Source organism: Sporosarcina sp. CAU 1771 (assembly GCF_054482775.1).
Map to the genome: position 1 here is coordinate 12,582 of NZ_JBTLRN010000026.1, position 20,300 is coordinate 32,881.

The 20,300-nt window shown below is 39.4% G+C and carries 17 protein-coding genes; 4 read left to right on the plus strand and 13 right to left on the minus strand.

The annotated features are described in order from the left end of the window. Nucleotides 1-63: 63 nt before the first annotated feature. The 5 genes from ACXYMX_RS14265 to ACXYMX_RS14285 all read right to left on the minus strand — a co-directional run bounded on the left by ACXYMX_RS14265 (nucleotide 64) and on the right by ACXYMX_RS14285 (nucleotide 5,679). A complete protein-coding gene (locus ACXYMX_RS14265; RefSeq protein WP_459044923.1) occupies nucleotides 64-1,173 on the minus strand; it encodes a response regulator in 1,110 nt (369 codons plus the stop codon). Nucleotides 1,174-1,424: 251 nt separating this feature from the next. Further along, nucleotides 1,425-2,807 carry an ABC transporter substrate-binding protein gene (locus tag ACXYMX_RS14270; protein ID WP_459044924.1) on the minus strand — a complete coding sequence of 461 codons (1,383 nt, stop codon included), beginning with the start codon at nucleotides 2,805-2,807 and terminating at the stop codon, nucleotides 1,425-1,427. Between the two features lie 24 nt (nucleotides 2,808-2,831). Continuing rightward, nucleotides 2,832-3,644 (minus strand): carbohydrate ABC transporter permease, encoded by an 813-nt coding sequence (locus ACXYMX_RS14275; protein ID WP_459044949.1) that lies wholly within the window; start codon nucleotides 3,642-3,644, stop codon nucleotides 2,832-2,834. 2 nt (nucleotides 3,645-3,646) lie between these two features. Beyond that, nucleotides 3,647-4,549 (minus strand): carbohydrate ABC transporter permease, encoded by a 903-nt coding sequence (locus ACXYMX_RS14280; protein ID WP_459044925.1) that lies wholly within the window; start codon nucleotides 4,547-4,549, stop codon nucleotides 3,647-3,649. Continuing rightward, on the minus strand, nucleotides 4,546-5,679 hold the full coding sequence (locus ACXYMX_RS14285) for an ABC transporter ATP-binding protein (RefSeq protein ID WP_459044926.1): 1,134 nt from the start codon (nucleotides 5,677-5,679) through the stop codon (nucleotides 4,546-4,548). The genes ACXYMX_RS14280 and ACXYMX_RS14285 overlap by 4 nt, the downstream gene beginning before the upstream one ends. Before the next feature lie 98 nt (nucleotides 5,680-5,777). Between ACXYMX_RS14285 and ACXYMX_RS14290 the strand changes: the two genes are divergently transcribed. Then, on the plus strand, nucleotides 5,778-6,644 hold the full coding sequence (locus ACXYMX_RS14290) for a glycerophosphodiester phosphodiesterase family protein (RefSeq protein ID WP_459044927.1): 867 nt from the start codon (nucleotides 5,778-5,780) through the stop codon (nucleotides 6,642-6,644). 715 nt (nucleotides 6,645-7,359) lie between these two features. Here the strand turns inward: ACXYMX_RS14290 and ACXYMX_RS14295 are convergent. The 3 genes from ACXYMX_RS14295 to aceA all read right to left on the minus strand — a co-directional run bounded on the left by ACXYMX_RS14295 (nucleotide 7,360) and on the right by aceA (nucleotide 11,259). After that, the gene (locus ACXYMX_RS14295) at nucleotides 7,360-9,543 is read right to left on the minus strand and encodes a malate synthase G (RefSeq protein WP_459044928.1); all 2,184 of its coding nucleotides are present in this window, start codon (nucleotides 9,541-9,543) and stop codon (nucleotides 7,360-7,362) included. Between the two features lie 82 nt (nucleotides 9,544-9,625). Continuing rightward, a complete protein-coding gene (yhfH, locus tag ACXYMX_RS14300) occupies nucleotides 9,626-9,739 on the minus strand; it encodes a protein YhfH (protein ID WP_459044929.1) in 114 nt (37 codons plus the stop codon). 239 nt (nucleotides 9,740-9,978) lie between these two features. After that, nucleotides 9,979-11,259 carry an isocitrate lyase gene (gene aceA, locus ACXYMX_RS14305; RefSeq protein ID WP_459044930.1) on the minus strand — a complete coding sequence of 427 codons (1,281 nt, stop codon included), beginning with the start codon at nucleotides 11,257-11,259 and terminating at the stop codon, nucleotides 9,979-9,981. Nucleotides 11,260-11,465: 206 nt separating this feature from the next. Between aceA and ACXYMX_RS14310 the strand changes: the two genes are divergently transcribed. The 3 genes from ACXYMX_RS14310 (at nucleotide 11,466) to ACXYMX_RS14320 (ending at nucleotide 14,494) form a co-directional block, all read left to right on the plus strand. Then, nucleotides 11,466-12,116 (plus strand): LytR/AlgR family response regulator transcription factor, encoded by a 651-nt coding sequence (locus tag ACXYMX_RS14310; protein WP_459044931.1) that lies wholly within the window; start codon nucleotides 11,466-11,468, stop codon nucleotides 12,114-12,116. 73 nt (nucleotides 12,117-12,189) lie between these two features. Then, the gene (locus ACXYMX_RS14315; RefSeq protein WP_459044932.1) at nucleotides 12,190-13,797 is read left to right on the plus strand and encodes an ATP-binding protein; all 1,608 of its coding nucleotides are present in this window, start codon (nucleotides 12,190-12,192) and stop codon (nucleotides 13,795-13,797) included. A 1-nt stretch (nucleotide 13,798) separates the two neighbouring features. Beyond that, nucleotides 13,799-14,494, plus strand: coding sequence for a response regulator (locus ACXYMX_RS14320; protein WP_459044933.1), 696 nt, complete (start codon nucleotides 13,799-13,801; stop codon nucleotides 14,492-14,494). A 35-nt stretch (nucleotides 14,495-14,529) separates the two neighbouring features. Here ACXYMX_RS14320 and ACXYMX_RS14325 read toward each other — a convergent pair whose 3' ends face one another. The 5 genes from ACXYMX_RS14325 to ACXYMX_RS14345 form a co-directional block, all read right to left on the minus strand. Continuing rightward, nucleotides 14,530-16,038, minus strand: coding sequence for a tripartite tricarboxylate transporter permease (locus ACXYMX_RS14325; RefSeq protein ID WP_459044934.1), 1,509 nt, complete (start codon nucleotides 16,036-16,038; stop codon nucleotides 14,530-14,532). Nucleotides 16,039-16,056: 18 nt separating this feature from the next. After that, nucleotides 16,057-16,518 carry a tripartite tricarboxylate transporter TctB family protein gene (locus tag ACXYMX_RS14330; protein WP_459044935.1) on the minus strand — a complete coding sequence of 154 codons (462 nt, stop codon included), beginning with the start codon at nucleotides 16,516-16,518 and terminating at the stop codon, nucleotides 16,057-16,059. A gap of 77 nt (nucleotides 16,519-16,595) precedes the next feature. Beyond that, on the minus strand, nucleotides 16,596-17,651 hold the full coding sequence (locus ACXYMX_RS14335; RefSeq protein WP_459044936.1) for a tripartite tricarboxylate transporter substrate binding protein: 1,056 nt from the start codon (nucleotides 17,649-17,651) through the stop codon (nucleotides 16,596-16,598). Between the two features lie 549 nt (nucleotides 17,652-18,200). After that, entirely contained in the window at nucleotides 18,201-19,235 is a 1,035-nt protein-coding gene (locus ACXYMX_RS14340) for an AbrB family transcriptional regulator (RefSeq protein WP_459044937.1), read from the minus strand. Nucleotides 19,236-19,241: 6 nt separating this feature from the next. Continuing rightward, complete coding sequence (locus ACXYMX_RS14345; RefSeq protein ID WP_459044938.1) at nucleotides 19,242-20,264, minus strand: threonine aldolase family protein; 1,023 nt, start codon at nucleotides 20,262-20,264, stop codon at nucleotides 19,242-19,244. Nucleotides 20,265-20,300 lie beyond the last annotated feature (36 nt).

Below are 20,300 nucleotides of genomic sequence, written 5' to 3' on the forward strand. Positions count from 1 at the left end.
AAAACTAGCAATTTCACTAAATTAGTGAAATAAATGCTAGTTTTTTTAATAGATTCTGTTAGTTTATGAGACAATATATTTCTTGTAAACTTCTTCTACTTCAATAGGTATATCGATTCCTAACTCTTCTAACCATTTTTCTTTAAATTCTTTAAAAAAGTGGATCATCTTTTGTTTGTTCTTAGTTTTCCCGTAATGTTCCAGCAATAAATAGCTATATTTTTCATTATATGGTTCCAATCGAATCATTTTTTCATAGCATAATTCAAGTAGATGCTGATGATTTGGGTCTAATTGTACATTTGAAATAAAGTTTTCTAGATACTCTAATAATTCTTTTTTTATTTTTTGTTGCTTAAATTGAATCCAAAGATAATTTTCTTCTTCTAAATAGTCCCCTTGATACAAATCAATAATTTCCTTAATGCATGAAGTAGATTCCTGGGTTTCAAGGGCGCGTTCCAGTTGCTTAATATCACTATCTACCGGAACACTCAATACGTATCTTTCATTAATAAGCTTGACTGGATGTTCCACACCTACATTTTTCAGTGTTTTTCTTAATTGATAAACGGTCGTGTGCAATATCGTAGTTGCTTTATCTTCAGGAGTGTCTCGCCATAACTCTTCAATGATACGCGTTCGATGTAAAGGATTCTTGTGATTATGCCAAAGATAAACAAACAATTCCTTCACTTTTTTCGTGCGCCACTTTACTTCCTTTTGCTCAAAGTCTAGTAAGTGAAAGGTCCCCATCGTACGTGCGAATAACCGCCTAGTTTTAGGAGCAATCAATTCCACGTGTTCACTTTCTAAGTGTTTCTCTTTTAAGTTGCGAACTGTTTTCTTTAACCTTTTTTGATCTAAAGGTTTCAACAAGTAATCAAAAGCATTTACTTCAAATGCTTCAAACGCATATTCCGTATAGTCTGTAACAAAGACAAAAGACAAGTGAGGGAATTGAGACATGATGACGTCTGCAAATTGCAACCCTTGAATTTTTCCCAATTGAATATCTGAAAATATGACATTAGCCTTTGTTTTTTCAATGTCAGCATAGGCAAGTCGAGGATCTGTATATTTTCCGACCACTTGAATGTTTTCCATTTGCGAAAGTAATAATTCTAGTAGATTTAGCGCAGATTCATCGGAGTCTATTAAAAGCATCTTCATCTCAATTCACCTCCATTACTTGGAAACTAACTACTTTAACTGTCGTTATATTCCATCTTTTACATTAACTGAATGGTTCGAATGTTCCGTCTATATAACTTAATTATTACACATTATTGGTAATTTATCGAGTGTTTTCCATAAAAGTCGTCACTTTTCTACATTTTATTAATGCAAAAAACTTTTCTACATTTTATTAATGCAAAAAAACTAGGCACCTTAGTGAGTGCCTAGTTTTTTTGAGTTACATCTTATTTTGTTTTGTTAGCAATATCCATTGCACGGTTCGTACCTTCTGCCGCTTCGTCAAGCGCGGTTTGCGGGTCTTTACCTTGGTAGAGGTCTTCTAGTGCTGTAACAACTAGTTGACGTGACTCAGGGAATACAGAGATAAGCGCTCCTTGTGTTGCAAGGCCTGCCTTTGTATCTTGAAGTTGATCAACAACTACTTTAAGTTGTGGAACTTCTGCCCACTTCTCTTTTACTTTATCAATTTCATAAGCACTTGGGTTGATTGCAAAATAACCCGTATCAAGATGCCAATCTGCTTGCACTTCAGGAGTTGTTAAATACTTCATGAAATCCCATGCAGCATCTTGTTCATTTTCAGCAATTCCTTTTGACATCCATAGTGAAGCTCCACCGATTGCAACACCGTTACGTTCAGCTTCTTCTGAATATGGAATGTATGCTACACCTACTTCAAATGGTGAAGCTGCAATCATATTTGATACACCAGCAGATGAATCCATATACATTGCTACTTTTTCTGATGAAAATGCAGCACGGATATCATCCCAGTTTGTTCCGAAGTTACCAAAAGAACCTGCTTTGTTCATTGTATCTAGGAAATTAAATACACGAAGTCCTTCTTCGCCGTTAAACAATGACTCTGTTGCATCGCCAGCACGACCGTTATCTTCGTTTACATATAATCCGCCTTGTGTTGCAACGAGTTGCTCAAAGAACCAACCATACGTAAGCATCGAGAATCCAGCCATATCGTCTGTCTTCAACTTTGCAGCTGCTTCAATTACTTGTTGGAAAGTTTCAGGTGCCATTTCTGGATCTAGTCCAGCAGCTTTAAATGCATCTTTGTTATAAATCATTACCGGTGTTGATGAATTGAATGGCATTGAGTACAATTCGCCATCTACACGGTAATAGTTTAAAATATTATCTTCCAACTGTGAGATATCATAGTTGTCTTTGTCAATAAATGATTGCATTGGCTCAATAAATCCACTGTCAATCATGTATTTTGTTCCAACTTCAAATACTTGTGTGATTGCTGGCGCGTCTTTCGTTCCACCAACACTACGTAGCTTCGTTAATGACTCTTCATAAGACCCTTGGAACTCAGCCTTAACTTCGTACTTGTCTTGAGACTCATTGTAATTTTTTACAACGCCATCAAGAACTTCTTGTAAATGACCTGACATTGCATGCCAAAACTCAATAACTACTTTACCATCTTCAGATACTTCTGCATCTGGCTTTTCTGTTTCTACTTCAGGTTTTTCTGCATCTGTGCTTTCTGTAGCATCTCCGTCATCACTGTTAGAACAAGCAGCAATAACAAGTACGCCTAGGATCATCATTAAAAATAGTGAGGATTTTAATAGTTTCTTCATTCTTCCAAACACCCCTTTTTAGTTTTACTTCAGTGCGCCTTGTGAAAGGCCTTTCTGCAATTGCTTTTGACCAAGGAAAAGCAGAAGCAATGTTGGTATTATTACTACGATGACTCCTGCCATAACCACCCCCCAATCTGTTGCAACTTCTTGGGTCTGCAACTGTTTAAGGCCAATTTGTACGGTACGAACAGAACTGTTCGTCGTAATAAGAAGTGGCCATAAATACATATTCCATGTAGTCAGAAAACCATAGGCTCCTAAAGTTACCATACTCGTTTTCGACACAGGGAGGATAACTCGCCAGAAAAAGGCGAAACGTCCTAAACCAGCAATTTGCGCAGCTTCATGCAATTCTTTCGGAATTGTTTTGAAATGCTGCCTTAACAAGAAGGTACCAAAGGCTAATGCAAAAAATGGAATCGTTAAGCCTTGGTAAGTGTTCAACCAATTTAATTTTTGTATCGTAAAGAAGTTCGGAATCATCGTCGCTTCCCACGGAATCATCATCGTTGAAACAAATATGAAAAACACTAAGTTGCTTCCCCTAAATGGGATAAAGACGAACGCATATGCAGCAAGACTACATATTAAAAGTTGTCCTAACATAACAACGGTTGAAACAACAAAACTGTTAACCAAGTATTCTAGTAGAGGTAATCTAGTAAACACACGTATATAGTTATCTAAATTAAAGTTACTTGGGAAAAACTTACCTTGCAATACTTCTGGTCCGGTCATAAATGAAATGATGAATGCATATAGAACCGGGAAAAACACAATAAATGATGTAATTGATAATAAGATATAAAACCCTATTTTCTTTGGTGTGCTCATTGTCATTGATAATGCACCCTCTTTTCTCCAAGCTTGAACTGAAGAATCGTCACAACAAGGATGAATATAAACAACACCACTGCCTGTGCGCTTGCTGTTCCAAATTGGTAGTTAATAAAGGCTTCTCGGTAAATAGAATATACAATTAAGTTTGTCGATTGCGACGGTCCCCCTTTTGTCAAAATATCAATTTGACCGAAAGTTTGGAACGCGTTAATAAGCGAAATCGTAATAATAAAGAACATTGTCGGAGATAGCATAGGCAACGTAATTCTTCGTAAGCGATACCAGTAACCTGCTCCGTCAATTCGAGAACTTTCATATAAATGCTCGTCAATATTTTGTAACCCACCAAGTAATATTAAAAATGAAAATCCGGTATTCATCCAAATCGTTGAAGCGGATACGGATATGAGTGCCCATTCTGGATCGAGTAACCACTGCACTTGAGGGATGTTCAACACATTCAACAGCCTGTTAAACATACCTACACTTGGGTGAAATAAGAACAACCAAATAACAGATGATGCGGCAACGGAAATCCCCATTGTTGAAGAATAAAGCGTTCGGAAGATCCCGATTCCCTTTAACTTTTCATTTGCTAAAAGAGCTAAAAACAATGCCAAAGCAATCCCTATCGGAACCGTGTAAAGTACAAATAATCCGGTAGCTTTCATACTATTTAAGAAAGCAGTTGAACTCATTAAATATGTGTAGTTCTCCATTCCAACAAATAAAGCGGCTTCGCCCGATTGATCCGTTAAGAAAAAGCTTAAATAAATTGTTCTAAACATCGGGTAAAACACAAACACTGAAAAAATAACAATGGATGGCAATAAATACAAGAGTCCTGTTCGAACATTCACCGATCTACGCCAAGCACTTATTTTGTCCGGCGCATTCATGTCAGAACCTCTTTTCCAAACACATAATTACCTAAATCTGTTGGACGTTTTATTAATTTATCCGTAGCCTCATCAAAAATGCAAAGTGACTCGAAATTAATTACCACAGGTATCGTGTCGCCAATTTCAAGATGCCACTGCCCACTCCACTTGGCCATCCATTCATTTTCTCCTAACTTGAATGAGAATACCGTTTCATTCCCTAATATTTCAACGTTCGTTACTTCTAAATCAACTTTCCCTTTTTCAGGACCGCCTTGTACTGCAGCCAACATATGCTCCGGTCGAATACCAGCAATTACTTTGTCAGACTCAATACTATCCATTTCCTCTTTCGTTAAAGGTAGGCGGATAACACCTTCTATTAGTAATTCCGACGCATTTCTATCTACAGTAGCTTTTGCTAGATTCATAGCTGGAGAACCGATAAATGTCGCCACAAAAGGATTTGCAGGGTTGTTGTAAATATCGATAGGCTTTCCAACTTGCTGAATCTCCCCTTCGTGAAGAATCATAATTCGGTCACCCATTGTCATCGCTTCTACCTGATCGTGCGTGACATAAATCATTGTAATATTAAATTGGCGCTGAATTCGTCTGATTTCAGAACGCATCTGACCACGTAATTTTGCGTCCAAGTTCGATAAAGGTTCGTCCATCAAACAAATTGGAGCTTCTGTAACAATTGCACGTGCGAGCGCTACACGTTGGCGCTGTCCACCGGAAAGTTCACGAGGTTTCCGTTTCAAAAACTCAGCCAATCCTAACATTTCAGCAACTTCCTGCGTTCGTCTCTGCTGTTCCGTTTTTGAAACTTTCTTGACATGCAAACCAAAAGAGATATTTTGCTCAACAGTTAGATGCGGATAAAGAGCATAGTTTTGGAAAACCATCGACAACTCTCGTTTATTCGGAGGTAAATTGTTTGCAACGACCTCACCTATTTTAAGAGTACCTCCTGTGATATCTTCTAAACCTGCAATCATTCGCAGCATTGTGCTCTTTCCACATCCAGACGGACCAACAAGAACAAAAAACTCGCCTGGCTCGATTGTTACGTTTATATTGGAAATAACATCATTTTGCTTATCGTATGATTTAGAGATATCGATAAGTTCTACTTTTTTCATATATGTATCCTACCTTCCTACAAAAATTTCTATTTGCTACATCTAAATGAAGGAATCTGAACACCCCTATTTATATATACGAAGTGGAGAGATCATTCATGACTTTTAAAAAATTCGGCATTACTTTACTAACTGTTTTGTTAATTGGATGTAGCAATTCGTCAACTTCTCCCACACCTTTGCCCGAGGAACCTTTTTTGGTAATTGCTCATCGTGGTGCTTCCGCTTACGCCCCTGAACATACACTTGCTTCTTATCAATTAGCAGCTTCTATGGAGGCTGACTACATCGAACTCGATTTACATATGACAAAAGATCGTAAGTTGGTCGCACTTCATGACGAAGTACTTCCATTCCCTGATGGGCCTAAATTAGTGAGTCAGTTGACTTTCAAAGAATTACAAGCTTTCTCTCCTGGAATCTTATTTAATAAAAAGCATCCTGTTTTCGCATCCGATACGTATGAGAGTTCACGCATTCCAGAATTGAAGGAAGTTATCTCTTATTTCGATGGGACTGTTAACTTCTACATCGAACTGAAATCTCCTGCTTCTTATCCAGGAATCGAGAAACTTCTACTCGAAAACTTAGAAGCTGCAGGCTTACTTACTTTCGACTCAAAACTTCCTAAGATCATTATTCAATCTTTTGATGAGAAGAGTTTAAAAAAAGTTCGTAAAATCGAACCTTCAATTCCATTAATTAAACTCTATTCGTTTAAGCAGACGGCCGAGCTAAGTATAGGCGAGTTGAACCAATTGAAAACGTATGCCTCTGGCGTAGGCGTCAATGCCGACAGTCTCTCGCAAGAGTTCATTCAAAAAATGCACACCAACGAACTTCATGTCCATCCTTTTACCGTCAACAGCGAGGAATCTCTTATGAAATTTATCGATCTCGGTGTTAATGGAATATTTACCGATAAGCCCGATGTGGCCAAGCGCGTCTTACAAAACTATAAATAAGTTGATAAGAGCTGTTGGACATATACTTCCACAGAGGTTGTACTTAGGGACTTGTGCAATTAATCGTTGTACATTTCCCCTTCGAGTGCACCACCGTATAGCGGTATTGGAATACCTTTACAGCTTTTCCTTTTTTTATTAAACAGGGATAAAAAATGGCAACTCTTTCCTCAGTTACCGGTTACCTCAATTCTTAGTATAACTATGAATTGTTAAGAACTTATCAATATTGTGTAAAGGTCTTGTAAATTTTACGTAAAATTACTCACTCTCCAATCAAAAAGTCCCTCGACAAAACTCAAGAGACTACATTCGTAGACTTCATTCTATACATTTCGGAACAGAACTCGGGTCGTTTCAGTACGTTACACCATAAAAAAGATAGTACTCCAAGACAAGATTTATCTAGATTCGCTTCTACGTCGCCATCTAATTAATTGGAAAATTAAAATCCCCCACAACGAAAACGCTTTCACGAACGCCTGTTCAAGAAGTTATTCTTGTAGACTATTAATGGCTAACAATGATTATACCATTGATTGACAATTTTAAAAAGACTTTTTTGGTAAAATAGTTTTTATTGTACTTTTATTACCATAATTGATTGTTTGAAATACTCAGCCCTGTCTGATAATTACCTACTAGTATTCATCCATTAAACAGTAAACCCCCTTTCCTTTTACACATTTCGGAAGGGGGGTCTTTATACTTTTAGCTATAGTGTTACAGCGTTATTTTGTCGAGTCTTAACTTCCAGTCGTCTTCTATGCAAAATTGGTTCTGTATAGCCATTCGGTTGATCTCTAGCTGTAAAAATTAAGTCACATGCTGCCGCAAATGCGATTGAATCTTCAAATTCGGGTGCCATTGGATGATAATTTTCATCTTCCTTATTCTGTTTATCTACAATCACTGCCATTCTTCTCAATGTTTCATCGACTTGTTCAACTGTACAAACCCCTTGGTGCAACCAGTTTGCAAGATGTTGACTTGAAATACGCAAAGTAGCTCGGTCTTCCATTAATCCAACGTTGTTAATATCCGGTACTTTTGAACAGCCCACGCCTTGGTCAATCCAGCGAACAACATAGCCAAGAATCCCTTGCGCATTATTATCAAGTTCCTGTTGGATTTCTTCTGGAGTCCAGTTCGGATCCGCCTCTACTGGCAATTGCAAAATCGCATCCTGTAGGTCTGTTGATTGGATAAATTGTTTTTGAACTTCACTCACATCCACTTGATGATAATGAAGCGCATGCAATACAGCTGCTGTTGGGGAAGGTACCCAAGCCGTATTTGCACCGGATTTAGGGTGTGCGATTTTTTGTTCCAACATCGCAGCCATTAGATCCGGCATCGCCCACATTCCTTTTCCGATTTGGGCGCGCCCCGGCAATCCACAATCAATCCCGACAGCGACATTCGATGTTTCGTACGCTTGTAACCACACCGTAGTTTTCATTTCATTTTTGCGAACCATTGCACCCGCTTCCATCGACGTATGGATTTCATCGCCTGTGCGATCTAAGAATCCTGTGTTAATGAATGCGATTCGATCTTTCACCTCGTGAATGCACGCTTTTAAATTAAGTGAAGTGCGGCGTTCTTCATCCATCACACCTATCTTCAATGTGAAACGTGGCAACTGCAACAAATCTTCTATGCGATTAAATAACGTATTTGCGAAAGCAACTTCTTTAGAGCCATGCATTTTCGGTTTTACTATATATACGGAATTATGCTGTGAATTTTTGAACGTCACATCCGCTTTCATATTATGCTTCGCAATTAAACTCGTCAGCACGCCATCAAGAATTCCTTCGGGTACTTCTTCGCCGTTTTTATCCAAGATGGCATTGTTCGTCATTAAGTGTCCCACATTTCGAACAAACATGAGCGATCTTCCCGGCAATGTCAATCGTTCTTCATTTGGTGTTGTGTACGTTCGATCCGGTTGCAACGTGCGCGTAACCGTTTTTGGACCTCTAGTAAAAGAAGCCGTTAAGTTCCCTTTCATCAACCCCAGCCAATTTCGGTAGACCCCTACTTTATCTGTAGCATCTACTGCTGCAATTGAATCTTCACAGTCCATCAGTGTAGAAAGTGCCGCCTCTAAATACACATCTTTCACACCCGCACGGTCGCTTTTACCGATTGGATGATCCGGATCGATTTGAATCTCTATATGCATGCCATTGTTGACGAGTAAAATTGCAGTCGGATTTTGTGGCTCTCCTTGATAACCAACAAACTTGGTTGCATCTAGCAATTCAGTCTGTTGCCCACCCGATAACGTAGCACTTAGTTTCCCATTCAACACTTCATATTTTTCAACATTTGTGTGTGATGCATTCTTTAAAGGAACTGCTTCATCGAGAAAGTTCTTAGCAAAAGCAATGACCTTGTCGCCTCGAATCGGATTGTACTCTGTTCCTGCTTCAGCACCGTTTTCATTTGAAATGGCATCTGTTCCATAAAGGGCATCATACAGGCTTCCCCATCTCGCATTTGCAGCATTCAACGCATAGCGTGCGTTATCTACCGGCACAACAAGTTGCGGTCCCGCCTGCAATGCAACCTCGTTGTCCACATTCACAGTCGATACTTCAAAGTCTTCAACTTTTTCTTCTAAATAGCCTATTTCCGATAAGAACTGTTTATAAGTTTCTAGCTCAACATTTCCTTTATTCTCTTTATGCCATTCATCGATTGACCGTTGGAGACGCACACGCTCTTCCAATAGCTTCTTATTCTCAGGTGCCAACTCATGAATCAGTTGATCGAACCCTGCCCAAAATGTGTCTTTAGTGAGTTCAAGTTCAGGCAGCACTTCATTATGAATAAAATCTGCAAGTACTTCAGCAACTTGAAGATTGCCCATTTTCACGTAATTTTGCATTGACTCCACTCCTCTTCTTTAGTCAATTGTATCAAATGAAAAACGTCTCTTATCCTTTAGTTAGGAGCAGAGACGTTTTCAGTTATCCTTCATGTTGACCGATGCAACGCTCACATTCATATAAATAGGATTCACGTTGTTCAATAATTTGATTTCCACACTCGCGACATTCTTTATTCGTTGTCGTTTCATTCATTAAAATCTCCTCCTATTTTTTATAAGTACTCCCTCCCACTCATAAATTCTAAGTGGGAAGAGAGATTTGGTTGATCAGCTCTCTTACACAATAATGTTACTGATTTCCGTATTTCCACGCTACTAACCTAGAATCTAAACGATCCAGCGCAGAAGCGATAATTCCACGCCTTTCACTCCATTCGACATTCTTTATCTACTATCAAAGGGGTTATTTAACAAAGCCTACTAATTAATTGATTAGACGAACTGTGCTGTTTCTGTAGAGCCTGCCATTGCTGTTGTTGAAGATGTGCCACCAGAAATTACTTGAGATACTTCATCAAAGTACCCTGTTCCAACTTCACGTTGGTGACGAGTTGCTGTGTATCCTTTAGATTCGCTTGCAAATTCAGCTTGTTGCAACTTAGAATATGCCGCCATGCCATTGTCTTTGTAGTCATGTGCCAACTCAAACATCGAGTGGTTTAATGAGTGGAATCCGGCCAACGTAACAAACTGGAACTTGTAACCCATCTTGCCAAGTTCTTTTTGGTAACTAGCGATCTCTTCATCATTTAATTTTGCTTTCCAGTTAAATGAAGGTGAACAATTATAAGCTAGTAATTTTCCAGGGAACTGTGCATGAATCGCATCTGCGAATTGTTGAGCTTCTTCTAAGTTAGGATCTGACGTTTCACACCAAATTAAATCTGCATATGGCGCGTAAGCTAGCCCACGAGCAATCGCTTGGTCAATGCCCGGATTTGTACGGAAGAACCCTTCTGGAGTACGTTCACCCGTAATGAATTGTTGGTCAAGTGGGTCAATGTCACTTGTGATTAAATCTGCTGCATCCGCATCTGTTCGTGCAATTATGATCGTCGGCACACCCATAACATCCGCTGCTAGTCTTGCAGAAATTAAGTTCCGGATTGCGTTTTGAGTTGGAAGTAATACTTTTCCACCTAAGTGGCCACATTTCTTTTCCGATGCCAGTTGGTCTTCAAAGTGAACACCTGCAGCTCCCGCTTCAATCATCGATTTCATTAATTCAAAAACGTTTAGAGGTCCACCGAATCCTGCTTCTGCATCTGCAACGATGGGCGCGAACCAGTCAAAACCGTCTGTATTTTCTACATGGTCGATTTGATCGGCACGTTGAAGAGCCTGGTTGATGCGCTTCACAACATTTGGAACACTGTTTACTGGGTACAAACTTTGGTCGGGATACATTTGTCCAGCCATATTCGCATCTGCAGCAACTTGCCAACCACTTAAATAGATTGCTTTAAGACCTGCTTTTACTTGCTGAACGGCTTGGTTTCCTGTAAGAGCGCCGAGTGCATTAACAAAGTCTTCTTCGTGAATGGACTTGAACAGTCGTTCTGCCCCTCTTCTAGCAAGCGTATGTTCAATTTGAACGGAACCCCGAAGCTTTACAACGTCTTCTCCTGTGTACGATCGTTTAATTCCGTTCCACCTTGCATCATTTTCCCAACTTTTCTCCAATTGAATTGCTTGCTCTTCTCTACTTGTCATGCTCATCACGCCTTCCAGTTTAGTTGTTTGAACAACTGTGTGAAAAAATAATTTATTTATCTGTTCCACAACAGTTGTTGTTGATGTATACTACTATATAACAGTAGTTGAATAACTGTCTTGGTTTTTAGATGAAACACCATTTTTTCAGGATAAAACGAACTAGAAACAGATGAAACATGTTTTTATTCTAAGGGGGAAATCGAATGAGATATGAAGATTTGCAACAGTTCACTGCAATTATGGATGACTGGATTCCAAAAGATGCTTCTGTCGCTATTGCCATTGCCGATCACTATCACTATTACAATGCAGGCGCGCATGATATTCGTTTGAAGGTCGGGCAACTTGTGGAAAAAGGAGGGATTGCTGAGAGGACGCTTCATCACAAGTGCAAAGTCGATGCTCTAATAGAAGAAACTGCTGACGGTGTTCCTTATTATGGAATCGGTTATCCCATTCAATTAAAAGGAGAACCAGGTGCTGTCGTTGTCATTTTGCCACCAAACTACACTTCATCCAAAAAAGAAGTACCTACGTTTTTAACGGGAAGAAATGAAGATACTTGGAAGCCTGTACCCATCGAGAAAATTACTCATATAGAAAGCCTCCAAAAGAAAACGTGGTTTTATGCTGAGGAAAATGGCTATAGTTCGGTTCATACTTTAAAAAACCTGGAAGAAAGAATGCCGGCATCCTTTTTACGCATTCATCGCTCGTATATTGTACACATACCTTATATCGAATCGATTTCTCGTGATTTTTCATCTGGTTTACTCATTCAGCTAAAAGATGGAACAGAATTGCCAGTTAGTCAAACCTACGTGAATCATGTACGGAAGACACTCGAGTTTTAATATCCAATATATCAATCTTGCTCCATTACCTTTATACTAGATGAAAGGTTGTTTTGGATAAGGATGATTCGTATTGATAAAAAAACGATTTGCTAATTTGAAATTACAATCCAAGTTGGTCATATTAATTTTCAGTCTGTTTCTTCTCATTATTATTTTACTGGGTGCACTATTCAATACCATTTTGACGAATTCCATCGAAAACCAGATTGGAAAGAGAGCTCTGCATTTGGCGGAAACAATCGCAATAATACCTTCGATTCGGACTGCATTTGATTCACCCAATCCAGAAAAAGTGATTCAACCTCTCGCAGAGGAAATCCGATTGAAATCAGGTGCCGAATTTGTTGTTATTGGAAATAAGGAGAGCATCCGCTATTCTCATCCAAATCCAGATCGAGTTGGTCAGGTAATGGTTGGCGGTGACAATGCACTTGCACTTGAAGAGGGGATTTCTTATATCTCTCATTCTGAAGGTACACTAGGCCCTTCACTAAGAGGGAAAGCACCTATATTTGACGAGTACAATCAAATCATCGGAATTGTTTCAGTAGGCTTTTTAGCAGTTGAAGTTGATGATATTATTCAGCAGTATGAAAATAAAATTATTGTACTCGTTGTATTATTTTTGGGATTTGCAAGCATTGCTACCTATCAAATTTCAAAAGGAGTCAAAAAAGCTATTTTTGGATTAGAGCCTAAAGAAATCGGTTTATTATTCGAAGAGAGAAGCGCTATTTTGCAATCCATACGTGAAGGGATCATTGCAATTAATGAAAATGGATACATTTCGACGATAAATGAAGCCGCTTACAGTATACTAGGAATAGAACCTGATAAAGATATTTTCCAAAAACACATTTTAGAAGTATTGCCAAACTCAAAAATGATGGACGTACTTGCCACTGGAGAAGAGCAATTCAGTAAAGAAATGATGATTGGCACTAACCTAGTTATTGCAAGTCGTGTGCCTATTTTTACGAACGATAAAATAACTGGAGTTGTTTCAAGTTTTCGAAAAAAGACAGATATCGAACAATTATCGAGAGAACTTTCTCAAGTTCAGCAATATGCAGAAGTACTCCGTTCCCAGACACACGAATACTCCAACAAGTTATATACGATTTCAGGTTTAATCCAACTCGGCTCGTACCAGGAAGCAATGGACGTCATTTATAAGGAAACAAACGACTATCAAGAACTCATTTATTTTTTATTAGAAGCCGTACCTGACAAGTTAATAAGCGCTATTTTATTAGGTAAATATGCACGTTCCCATGAATTAAAGGTAGATTTTATTATTAATAAAGAAAGTACTTTAAGTGATATCCCTAAGGACTTCCCACGTGAAAAGTTGATAACGATTTTAGGGAATCTATTGGACAACTCATTTGAAGCAGTTTTGGAAGCATCTGTTTCTACGAAAGAAGTACATTTATTCATGACCGATTTAGGTCCAGATTTGATTTTTGAAATTGAGGATTCCGGAATTGGCATTTCAGATGATGAATTAGAGCATATATTTACAAAGGGATTTAGCACAAAAAATGGCGAGGATCGTGGAATTGGTATGCATTTAGTTCAAGAAGCTCTTGCCGATTTGAATGGGTATATGACCATTTCAACGAACGATGCGGGCGGTGTCTCATTTCTTATTGTTATCCCGAAAAAGGAGATATAAAATGCAGAATATACAAGTTCTTATTATGGAAGATGATTTTCGGGTCGCGGAAATCAATAAGAAGTTTACTGAAACAGTAGCGGGGTTTGAAGTTTGTGGTGTTTCCTCTTCCATTCAAGAGGCCAAAAAAATGCTCCCTATTCTTGAACCCGACCTAGTCTTGCTCGATGTTTATTTTCCTGATGGAGATGGTATTGAGATGCTCAGGTATATTCGAAATCATCACCGCTCTACGGATGTCATTTTAATTACAGCCGCAAAAGAAATAGACGTCGTCCAAGAGGCTGTTCGTAGTGGGGTTATCGATTATATTGTTAAACCCGTCATGTTAGACCGATTTGAAAAGACGCTTGTAAAATACAAAGAGCAACGTGCACATTTAACTTCTATTGACAATGTCGATCAAGAAAAAATCGATCAGCTGTTACATAGTGGTCGAAAAAACCTATTGAAAGAGCCAGACATTCCTAAAGGAATCGACCCTTTGACATTGAAAAAGGTAAAAGAGAAACTTTCGTTGTTAGCTGGAGAAGGTGTCACTGCGGAGGAATTTGGCCAATCTGTTGGGATGAGTCGAACGACCGCCCGTCGTTATTTGGAGTACATTGTTTCCACTGATATTATTTCAGCTGAGCTCGCTTACGGACAAGTCGGTAGGCCCGAGCGATTGTATCGATTAAATTCAGAAAAAAGCTGAAGTTGGAAACACTTCAGCTTTTTCAATCTACCTATTTATTGTGCTCCGTTCACTGACTTTTTCTTACCTACAAACTTTTTAATAAGTGCTGGTACTACAAGAGATGAGAGTGCAACAAGTAATAGCACTGCTGATACAGGACGTTCAATAAAGATTGCAAGGCTTCCATTGGAAATGGTTAGTGCTTGTCGATAAGACTGTTCCATCATTCCACCTAATATAAAAGCCAATATTAAAGGCGCTGCAGGGAACGATAACAAGCGCATGACATAACCAATGACGCCAAATAGGATTAATACGTATAAATCAAACTGGCTAAAACTAACCCCATATACTCCGATTAAACAGAAGACCAGAATAAGTGATATCAGCATCCCTTTAGGAATGTAAAGGATTCTTGCAATATACGGGATCAAAGGTAGATTCAACACAAGAAGCATGACGTTTCCTATATACATACTTGCAATAACTCCCCAGAAAATATCCGGGTGATCATTTAATAACATTGGACCTGGCTGAACTCCTACGACAAGTAATGCACCTAACATAATCGCAGTCGTCCCTGACCCAGGAATTCCAAGTGTTAGTAACGGAACAAAAGAACCACCTGCTGCTGCGTTATTCGCAGCCTCAGGAGCCGCAACGCCGACCACGTTTCCTTTTCCAAACGATTCAGGATTTTTGGAAATACGTTTTTCAGTAATATACGCTAAGAAGGAAGCAATCGTTGCCCCTGCACCAGGCAATACGCCAATGAAGAAACCTAATACAGACTGTCTGCCTACTGGGCCGGCCATACTCTTCGCTTCCGATTTCGTAATTCGTAAACTACCAATACTACTCCCACTTTTGAACAGACTTTCTTTTCGTGTGATGATCAAAGACGTTACTTCCGCTAAAGCAAAAAGACCTAGCGCAATGATTAGAAAGTCGATGCCATCCAAAAGATTCGTACTTCCGAATGTAAAACGTTGTGTTCCGGATTGCCCATCAATTCCGATTGTAGCAATCATAATTCCTGCTGTAGCAGAAATAAATGCCTTTACTACGGAACCTTCAGATAAAGAAGCAATTGCTGTTAAGCCCATTAACATCAATGCAAAGTATTCCGTAGGTCCAAATGTAATTGCCACTTTTGCAAGTTGAGGAGCAACTAACATTAAACCAATTGCAGCAACCGTTCCTCCGATAAAAGAAGATAATGCCGCAATTGCTAGCGCCTTCCCTGCTTTCCCTTGCTGTGCAAGTGGATAACCATCAAATGTCGTGGCTACTGTTGATGCAATTCCCGGTGCATTTAACAGGATCGATGATGTCGATCCACCAAAGATTGCTCCGTAATATACCCCTGCCATTAAGATTAAGGCTGACGATGGATCCATTCCGTAACTGAGCGGAATCATGACCGCTATCGCACTAATGGGTCCTAGTCCGGGCAACATGCCTATCACTGTTCCAGTTAAGACACCGACAAAAACAAACATAATATTTTGCCACGAGAGGGCTACTTCAAATCCGAATAGAATACTTTCAAATGTACCCATAATGTATATCCTCTCCTTCTAAAATGGCAAGATTCCCTGTGGTAGATAGATTTTCAATGCATAATTAAATGCAAAATAAAGAAAGAACGTAAAAACAAATGAAACAATAATATTTTTTATCCAATTTCTGTACTCATACATCCGCATCGTCAAACTCAAAAAGATAATTGTACTTATAATAAAACCGAGGATTTCTAAAAAGAAGACATATACAAGAAGGGCTACGAGCGTGGCAAGTAACAACATCAAGTCTGTTTTGTTAATATACCGTTTCTTTTTTTCCTCTTCCGTTTCTGGCTTATTTTGTAGGAATAATAGAGCGCCTAAACCCAACAATAGAAATCCTAAGCCTTTGGGTATTACATCAGCATCTACTTGCGTATAAGGAAATTCAGGTAACTGAAAGCTTAGTACTAAATAAAATACGGCAATCCCCATAATAACAAGCCCTATTTTTCGATCCATTGTCTTAATAGACATACGCTCACTCCTTACTAAGATTCAAGTATGTAGAAAGAAGGATGTCTAAAAACTACACCCTTCTTTAATTCATGTATTTATTTTAGTCCAATTTCTTGCATCAGCTTATCATACACATCGTATTGATCATCTAAAAATGCAGAGAACTCTTCGCTACCCATAAAATTAGGTTCCCAGCCAAAGCGATCTAACTCTTCTTTCCAAGCATCTGTTTCAGACATTTCTTTTAAAGCGTTTTCATAAAATTTTGCAGCCTCTTCACTCATGTTTTTCGGTCCCATAAATCCACGCCAAATGATAAACACATCATCAATGTCTTGTTCAAGAAGCGTTGGGAAATCTTCTAGCGTTTCTCCAGTTAAACGTTCAGGAGAAGTAATTCCTAGTACCTTAATATTTCCTGCTTTTGCTTGTTCAACAGCTTCACCAACACCTGTTGAATAAACTTGTACTTGTCCACCTAGAAGCATTGTCATACCCGCTCCATCTTGTGAAGATACATATTTAACTGCTTTTGCATCTACACCTGCAGCACTAATTGCTTTGATGAATTGCATGTGGTCCATACTGCCTGGTGCCGAGTCGCCGACTACAGTAATAGCCGTTGCATCCGCTTTCATTGCGTCCGCCAAGTCATTCATCGTGTTATATGGAGAATCAGCGTGTACGATAAATGCAGCATAATCCCCAGTAAGTGCAGCAATCGGTGTAAAGTCTTTGTGACCTAAATCTGATTGACCATTTAAAGGTACGAACATAATTGGTGGAGATGTAGGAAATAGAAGATGATCGTCTGTATCTTTACCATCCACATATGCCCAACCAATAGCTCCCCCGCCGCCCGGTTTGTTCACAGAAGCCATTCGTTGTTCAATAATCTTTTCGCTTTCTAATACTTTAGCAGCTGTACGTGCTGTAGTATCCCAACCCCCACCTGCTCCTGCTGGTACAACAACTTCAATTGGCTTACTTGGTTTCCAAGCTTCCGCCTCAGCATCAGACGAAACTTCTTGCTTATCTGGTGTATCTGTATCAGCAGCTTCCGGTGTTTCATCTTTGCCACCTGAACAAGCAGCAAGGATAACAGATAGACAGAATAGAAGTGCTAACAATAAGGATTTCTGTTTAAACATTACTCAATTCCCCCTCTTTTTTGAACTCTAATTTAGTATATAGGTAAATTAGGAGTGTAGAATGTTCTGAAAGTTTTGATTTTATTGTTTATAAAATTCGTTTTGTTCATAAAGTTCACGGTGCTTAGATTGACTTTTTATTAATAGAGCTCTGTTAAAAGTAGATAAATTATTTGTACACTCTTTGTTTAGTGGGAGGAGTGGAAATATCGCTTCGGCGCTTGGTGATGGCCTCCCGCAGTAAGCCCGTCAGAAGATCGCTGTCGGTCTTACTACTTCGGCTCACACTCGGCGCTTCTGCGCTGGACTGTTTGGATTCAAGGTTAGTAGTTTGGGAGTAGTGAAACAAGAAATATTGTACACTCCCAGTTGATTGAAGTGGAAGACGGCGACTCCGGGAGGACAGCAGGTCAGGTGAAACAACCAACGGGAGCATAGCGAACGGGTTGGTCCACCGCCTGCCCTCCGGAACGCGTCCGTCTGAAACGGAAATCAACTTGTTAGTTACACTCACTTGAGCACTATTGTGCACTAAGTTTATCAACAAAGTTATTTAACAGAGCCATTAATAAACGTAAAAAGTTTTATCAATAGGGGAAGTGTGAGAAACAATAACATAACTCTTACTATATGAAGACTTGAGACGACAGAGGGATTTAAGTCGAGCGCGATTGCAGTTGTAGACATTTCGGCTGCACCAGCAGGGACTGTTCCTATCAAACTTACGGAATAAGGCAACTGCGTTAACAAATGAAACAGCCAGCTCGTTCCAAGACTCACGATAAAAAACGTACTTATAATGACAACTGTAATTTTCCCGACTTTCATTAATTGAACAAGCACTGCTTTATCAAATCGAACACCTACCATTCCGCCAATCAATGCTTGTCCCATTCCTGATAAATAACTCGGTGGGGAACCTACTTTCATCACAAATGACGAAAGAACAAATCCAATAATGATTGAAAACAATAAGGTACCACCGGGGATATGAAACTTTTTATCTAACAATAAGGTCAAAATAATTACTACAGGAAAGAATACGAAATGGAGTCCTTCAATGGCGTTGGCACTTTGTACTAGGCCCGAACCCGTAGCAGAATTCATGAAACCAACTAGAAGAGGAATGAAAAGCACAAATACGGTAATGCGAACCGTATGAAACGCAGCGACAATCCGTTCATCTGCACCATACTCTTTACTGATGCCTATGATTTCTGAAGCACCGCCTGGTACACAGCAAAAGAATGCGGTCATTTCATCCAAATCGGACTTCTTATATAATAAAGTGCTCAAAAAATACCCCGTTGCCAACGTAATTAAGATGGTGAGCAGAAGGGGTAGGATGAGTTTATGTATTTCAGTAACGATTTTGGGATCCAGACGCAACCCGATATTTGCAGCGACAAAAGCGAGTACAATTTTAAAGGGAACGCCGTCGAACGACAATCTTTTACGGAAAATGCCCCAAAGTATTCCAGCTACAATTGCACCTAATAACCATCCTGCTGGAACACCTAAACTAGAAAATATATAACCTGTGAGTATGGATAGAATTAAAAAAAGAAATTTTTCATGAAACATTTTACCTCAGCTCATCTCTTTACAGAATGAATTCAGTATCTCTGCAGCTTTGTTTACTTGAGTTGATGAAACATTTTTATGCAGAACGAGTCTCAAATAATCTTCGCCGATTGTTTCCACAAGGAGTCCCTTCGTTTTCAATCGATTCATACATTCCTCTGCACTTAACTTGGTAGCCGTAATATCGATTTTAATAAAGTTCGTTTGTACAGTAGCTGGGTCGATTTGAAGGAGCGCTTGAGCGTTAATCTTGTGCAATAGCAATTGCGTATTCATGTGATCTTCTTTGATTCGACTAGCTTCTTGCAACGCAATAATTCCCGCTGCAGCAACGATACCGGATTGTCTCATGTTTCCACCAATTGCTTTTCGAGTTTCTCGCGCTTTGGCAATGACTTCTTTCGTCCCACAAAGCATGGAACCTACTGGCGCCCCGAGTCCCTTCGACAGGCAAAACATAACAGAATCTGCAGGTTTTACAAGATCAGCGACTGGGATATTCAAATAAGTAGCAGCATTAAAAATTCTTGCTCCGTCCAGATGTACAGGCACTTGATGCTTTTTCGCCACTGCACAGATGTCCTTAATTTCTTCCGCTGTCAAACATGTTCCGCCGTATTCACCGAGTGTATTTTCCAGGCAGAGAAGTTTAACGTCCTCATTCGCGACGAGGGATTGAATACTCAAAAGTTTCGGTTTCCCGTATGTATCCGAATCAATAAAACGTGCCTTTCTACCAAAATACTCCTCCGAAAAAATCGAGAATTCCGTTTCATAGATATGTGCCTCTTGATCGACTGCGACAGTTTCTCCGTGCTTTACTTGACTAAGAACCGCTACGATATTTGCCATTGTTCCACTGCAAAAAAACAGCGCCGCTTCTTTCCCTGTTAGTTGTGCAGAAAGAGCTTCTAACTTTGCAACTGTCGGATCCTCGCCTCTACTGTCGTCGCCCACCTCGGCATTTCGCATAGCATCCCGCATGATTTCTGTAGGCAATGTGCTTGTATCACTTCTCAAATCAATCATATTCTTCCTCCTTGGCAAAAGACACTGACTTTCGCG

Coding starts and splice junctions, on each gene's coding strand:
- ACXYMX_RS14265 (WP_459044923.1), bottom strand. CDS start 1,173: ATGAAGATGCTTTTAATAGACTCCGATGAATCTGCGCTAAATCTACTA.
- ACXYMX_RS14270 (WP_459044924.1), bottom strand. CDS start 2,807: ATGAAGAAACTATTAAAATCCTCACTATTTTTAATGATGATCCTAGGC.
- ACXYMX_RS14275 (WP_459044949.1), bottom strand. CDS start 3,644: ATGAGCACACCAAAGAAAATAGGGTTTTATATCTTATTATCAATTACA.
- ACXYMX_RS14280 (WP_459044925.1), bottom strand. CDS start 4,549: ATGAATGCGCCGGACAAAATAAGTGCTTGGCGTAGATCGGTGAATGTT.
- ACXYMX_RS14285 (WP_459044926.1), bottom strand. CDS start 5,679: ATGAAAAAAGTAGAACTTATCGATATCTCTAAATCATACGATAAGCAA.
- ACXYMX_RS14290 (WP_459044927.1), top strand. CDS start 5,778: ATGACTTTTAAAAAATTCGGCATTACTTTACTAACTGTTTTGTTAATT.
- ACXYMX_RS14295 (WP_459044928.1), bottom strand. CDS start 9,543: ATGCAAAATTACGTGAAAATGGGCAATCTTCAAGTTGCTGAAGTACTT.
- yhfH (WP_459044929.1), bottom strand. CDS start 9,739: ATGAATGAAACGACAACGAATAAAGAATGTCGCGAGTGTGGAAATCAA.
- aceA (WP_459044930.1), bottom strand. CDS start 11,259: ATGACAAGTAGAGAAGAGCAAGCAATTCAATTGGAGAAAAGTTGGGAA.
- ACXYMX_RS14310 (WP_459044931.1), top strand. CDS start 11,466: ATGAGATATGAAGATTTGCAACAGTTCACTGCAATTATGGATGACTGG.
- ACXYMX_RS14320 (WP_459044933.1), top strand. CDS start 13,799: ATGCAGAATATACAAGTTCTTATTATGGAAGATGATTTTCGGGTCGCG.
- ACXYMX_RS14325 (WP_459044934.1), bottom strand. CDS start 16,038: ATGGGTACATTTGAAAGTATTCTATTCGGATTTGAAGTAGCCCTCTCG.
- ACXYMX_RS14330 (WP_459044935.1), bottom strand. CDS start 16,518: ATGTCTATTAAGACAATGGATCGAAAAATAGGGCTTGTTATTATGGGG.
- ACXYMX_RS14335 (WP_459044936.1), bottom strand. CDS start 17,651: ATGTTTAAACAGAAATCCTTATTGTTAGCACTTCTATTCTGTCTATCT.
- ACXYMX_RS14340 (WP_459044937.1), bottom strand. CDS start 19,235: ATGTTTCATGAAAAATTTCTTTTTTTAATTCTATCCATACTCACAGGT.
- ACXYMX_RS14345 (WP_459044938.1), bottom strand. CDS start 20,264: ATGATTGATTTGAGAAGTGATACAAGCACATTGCCTACAGAAATCATG.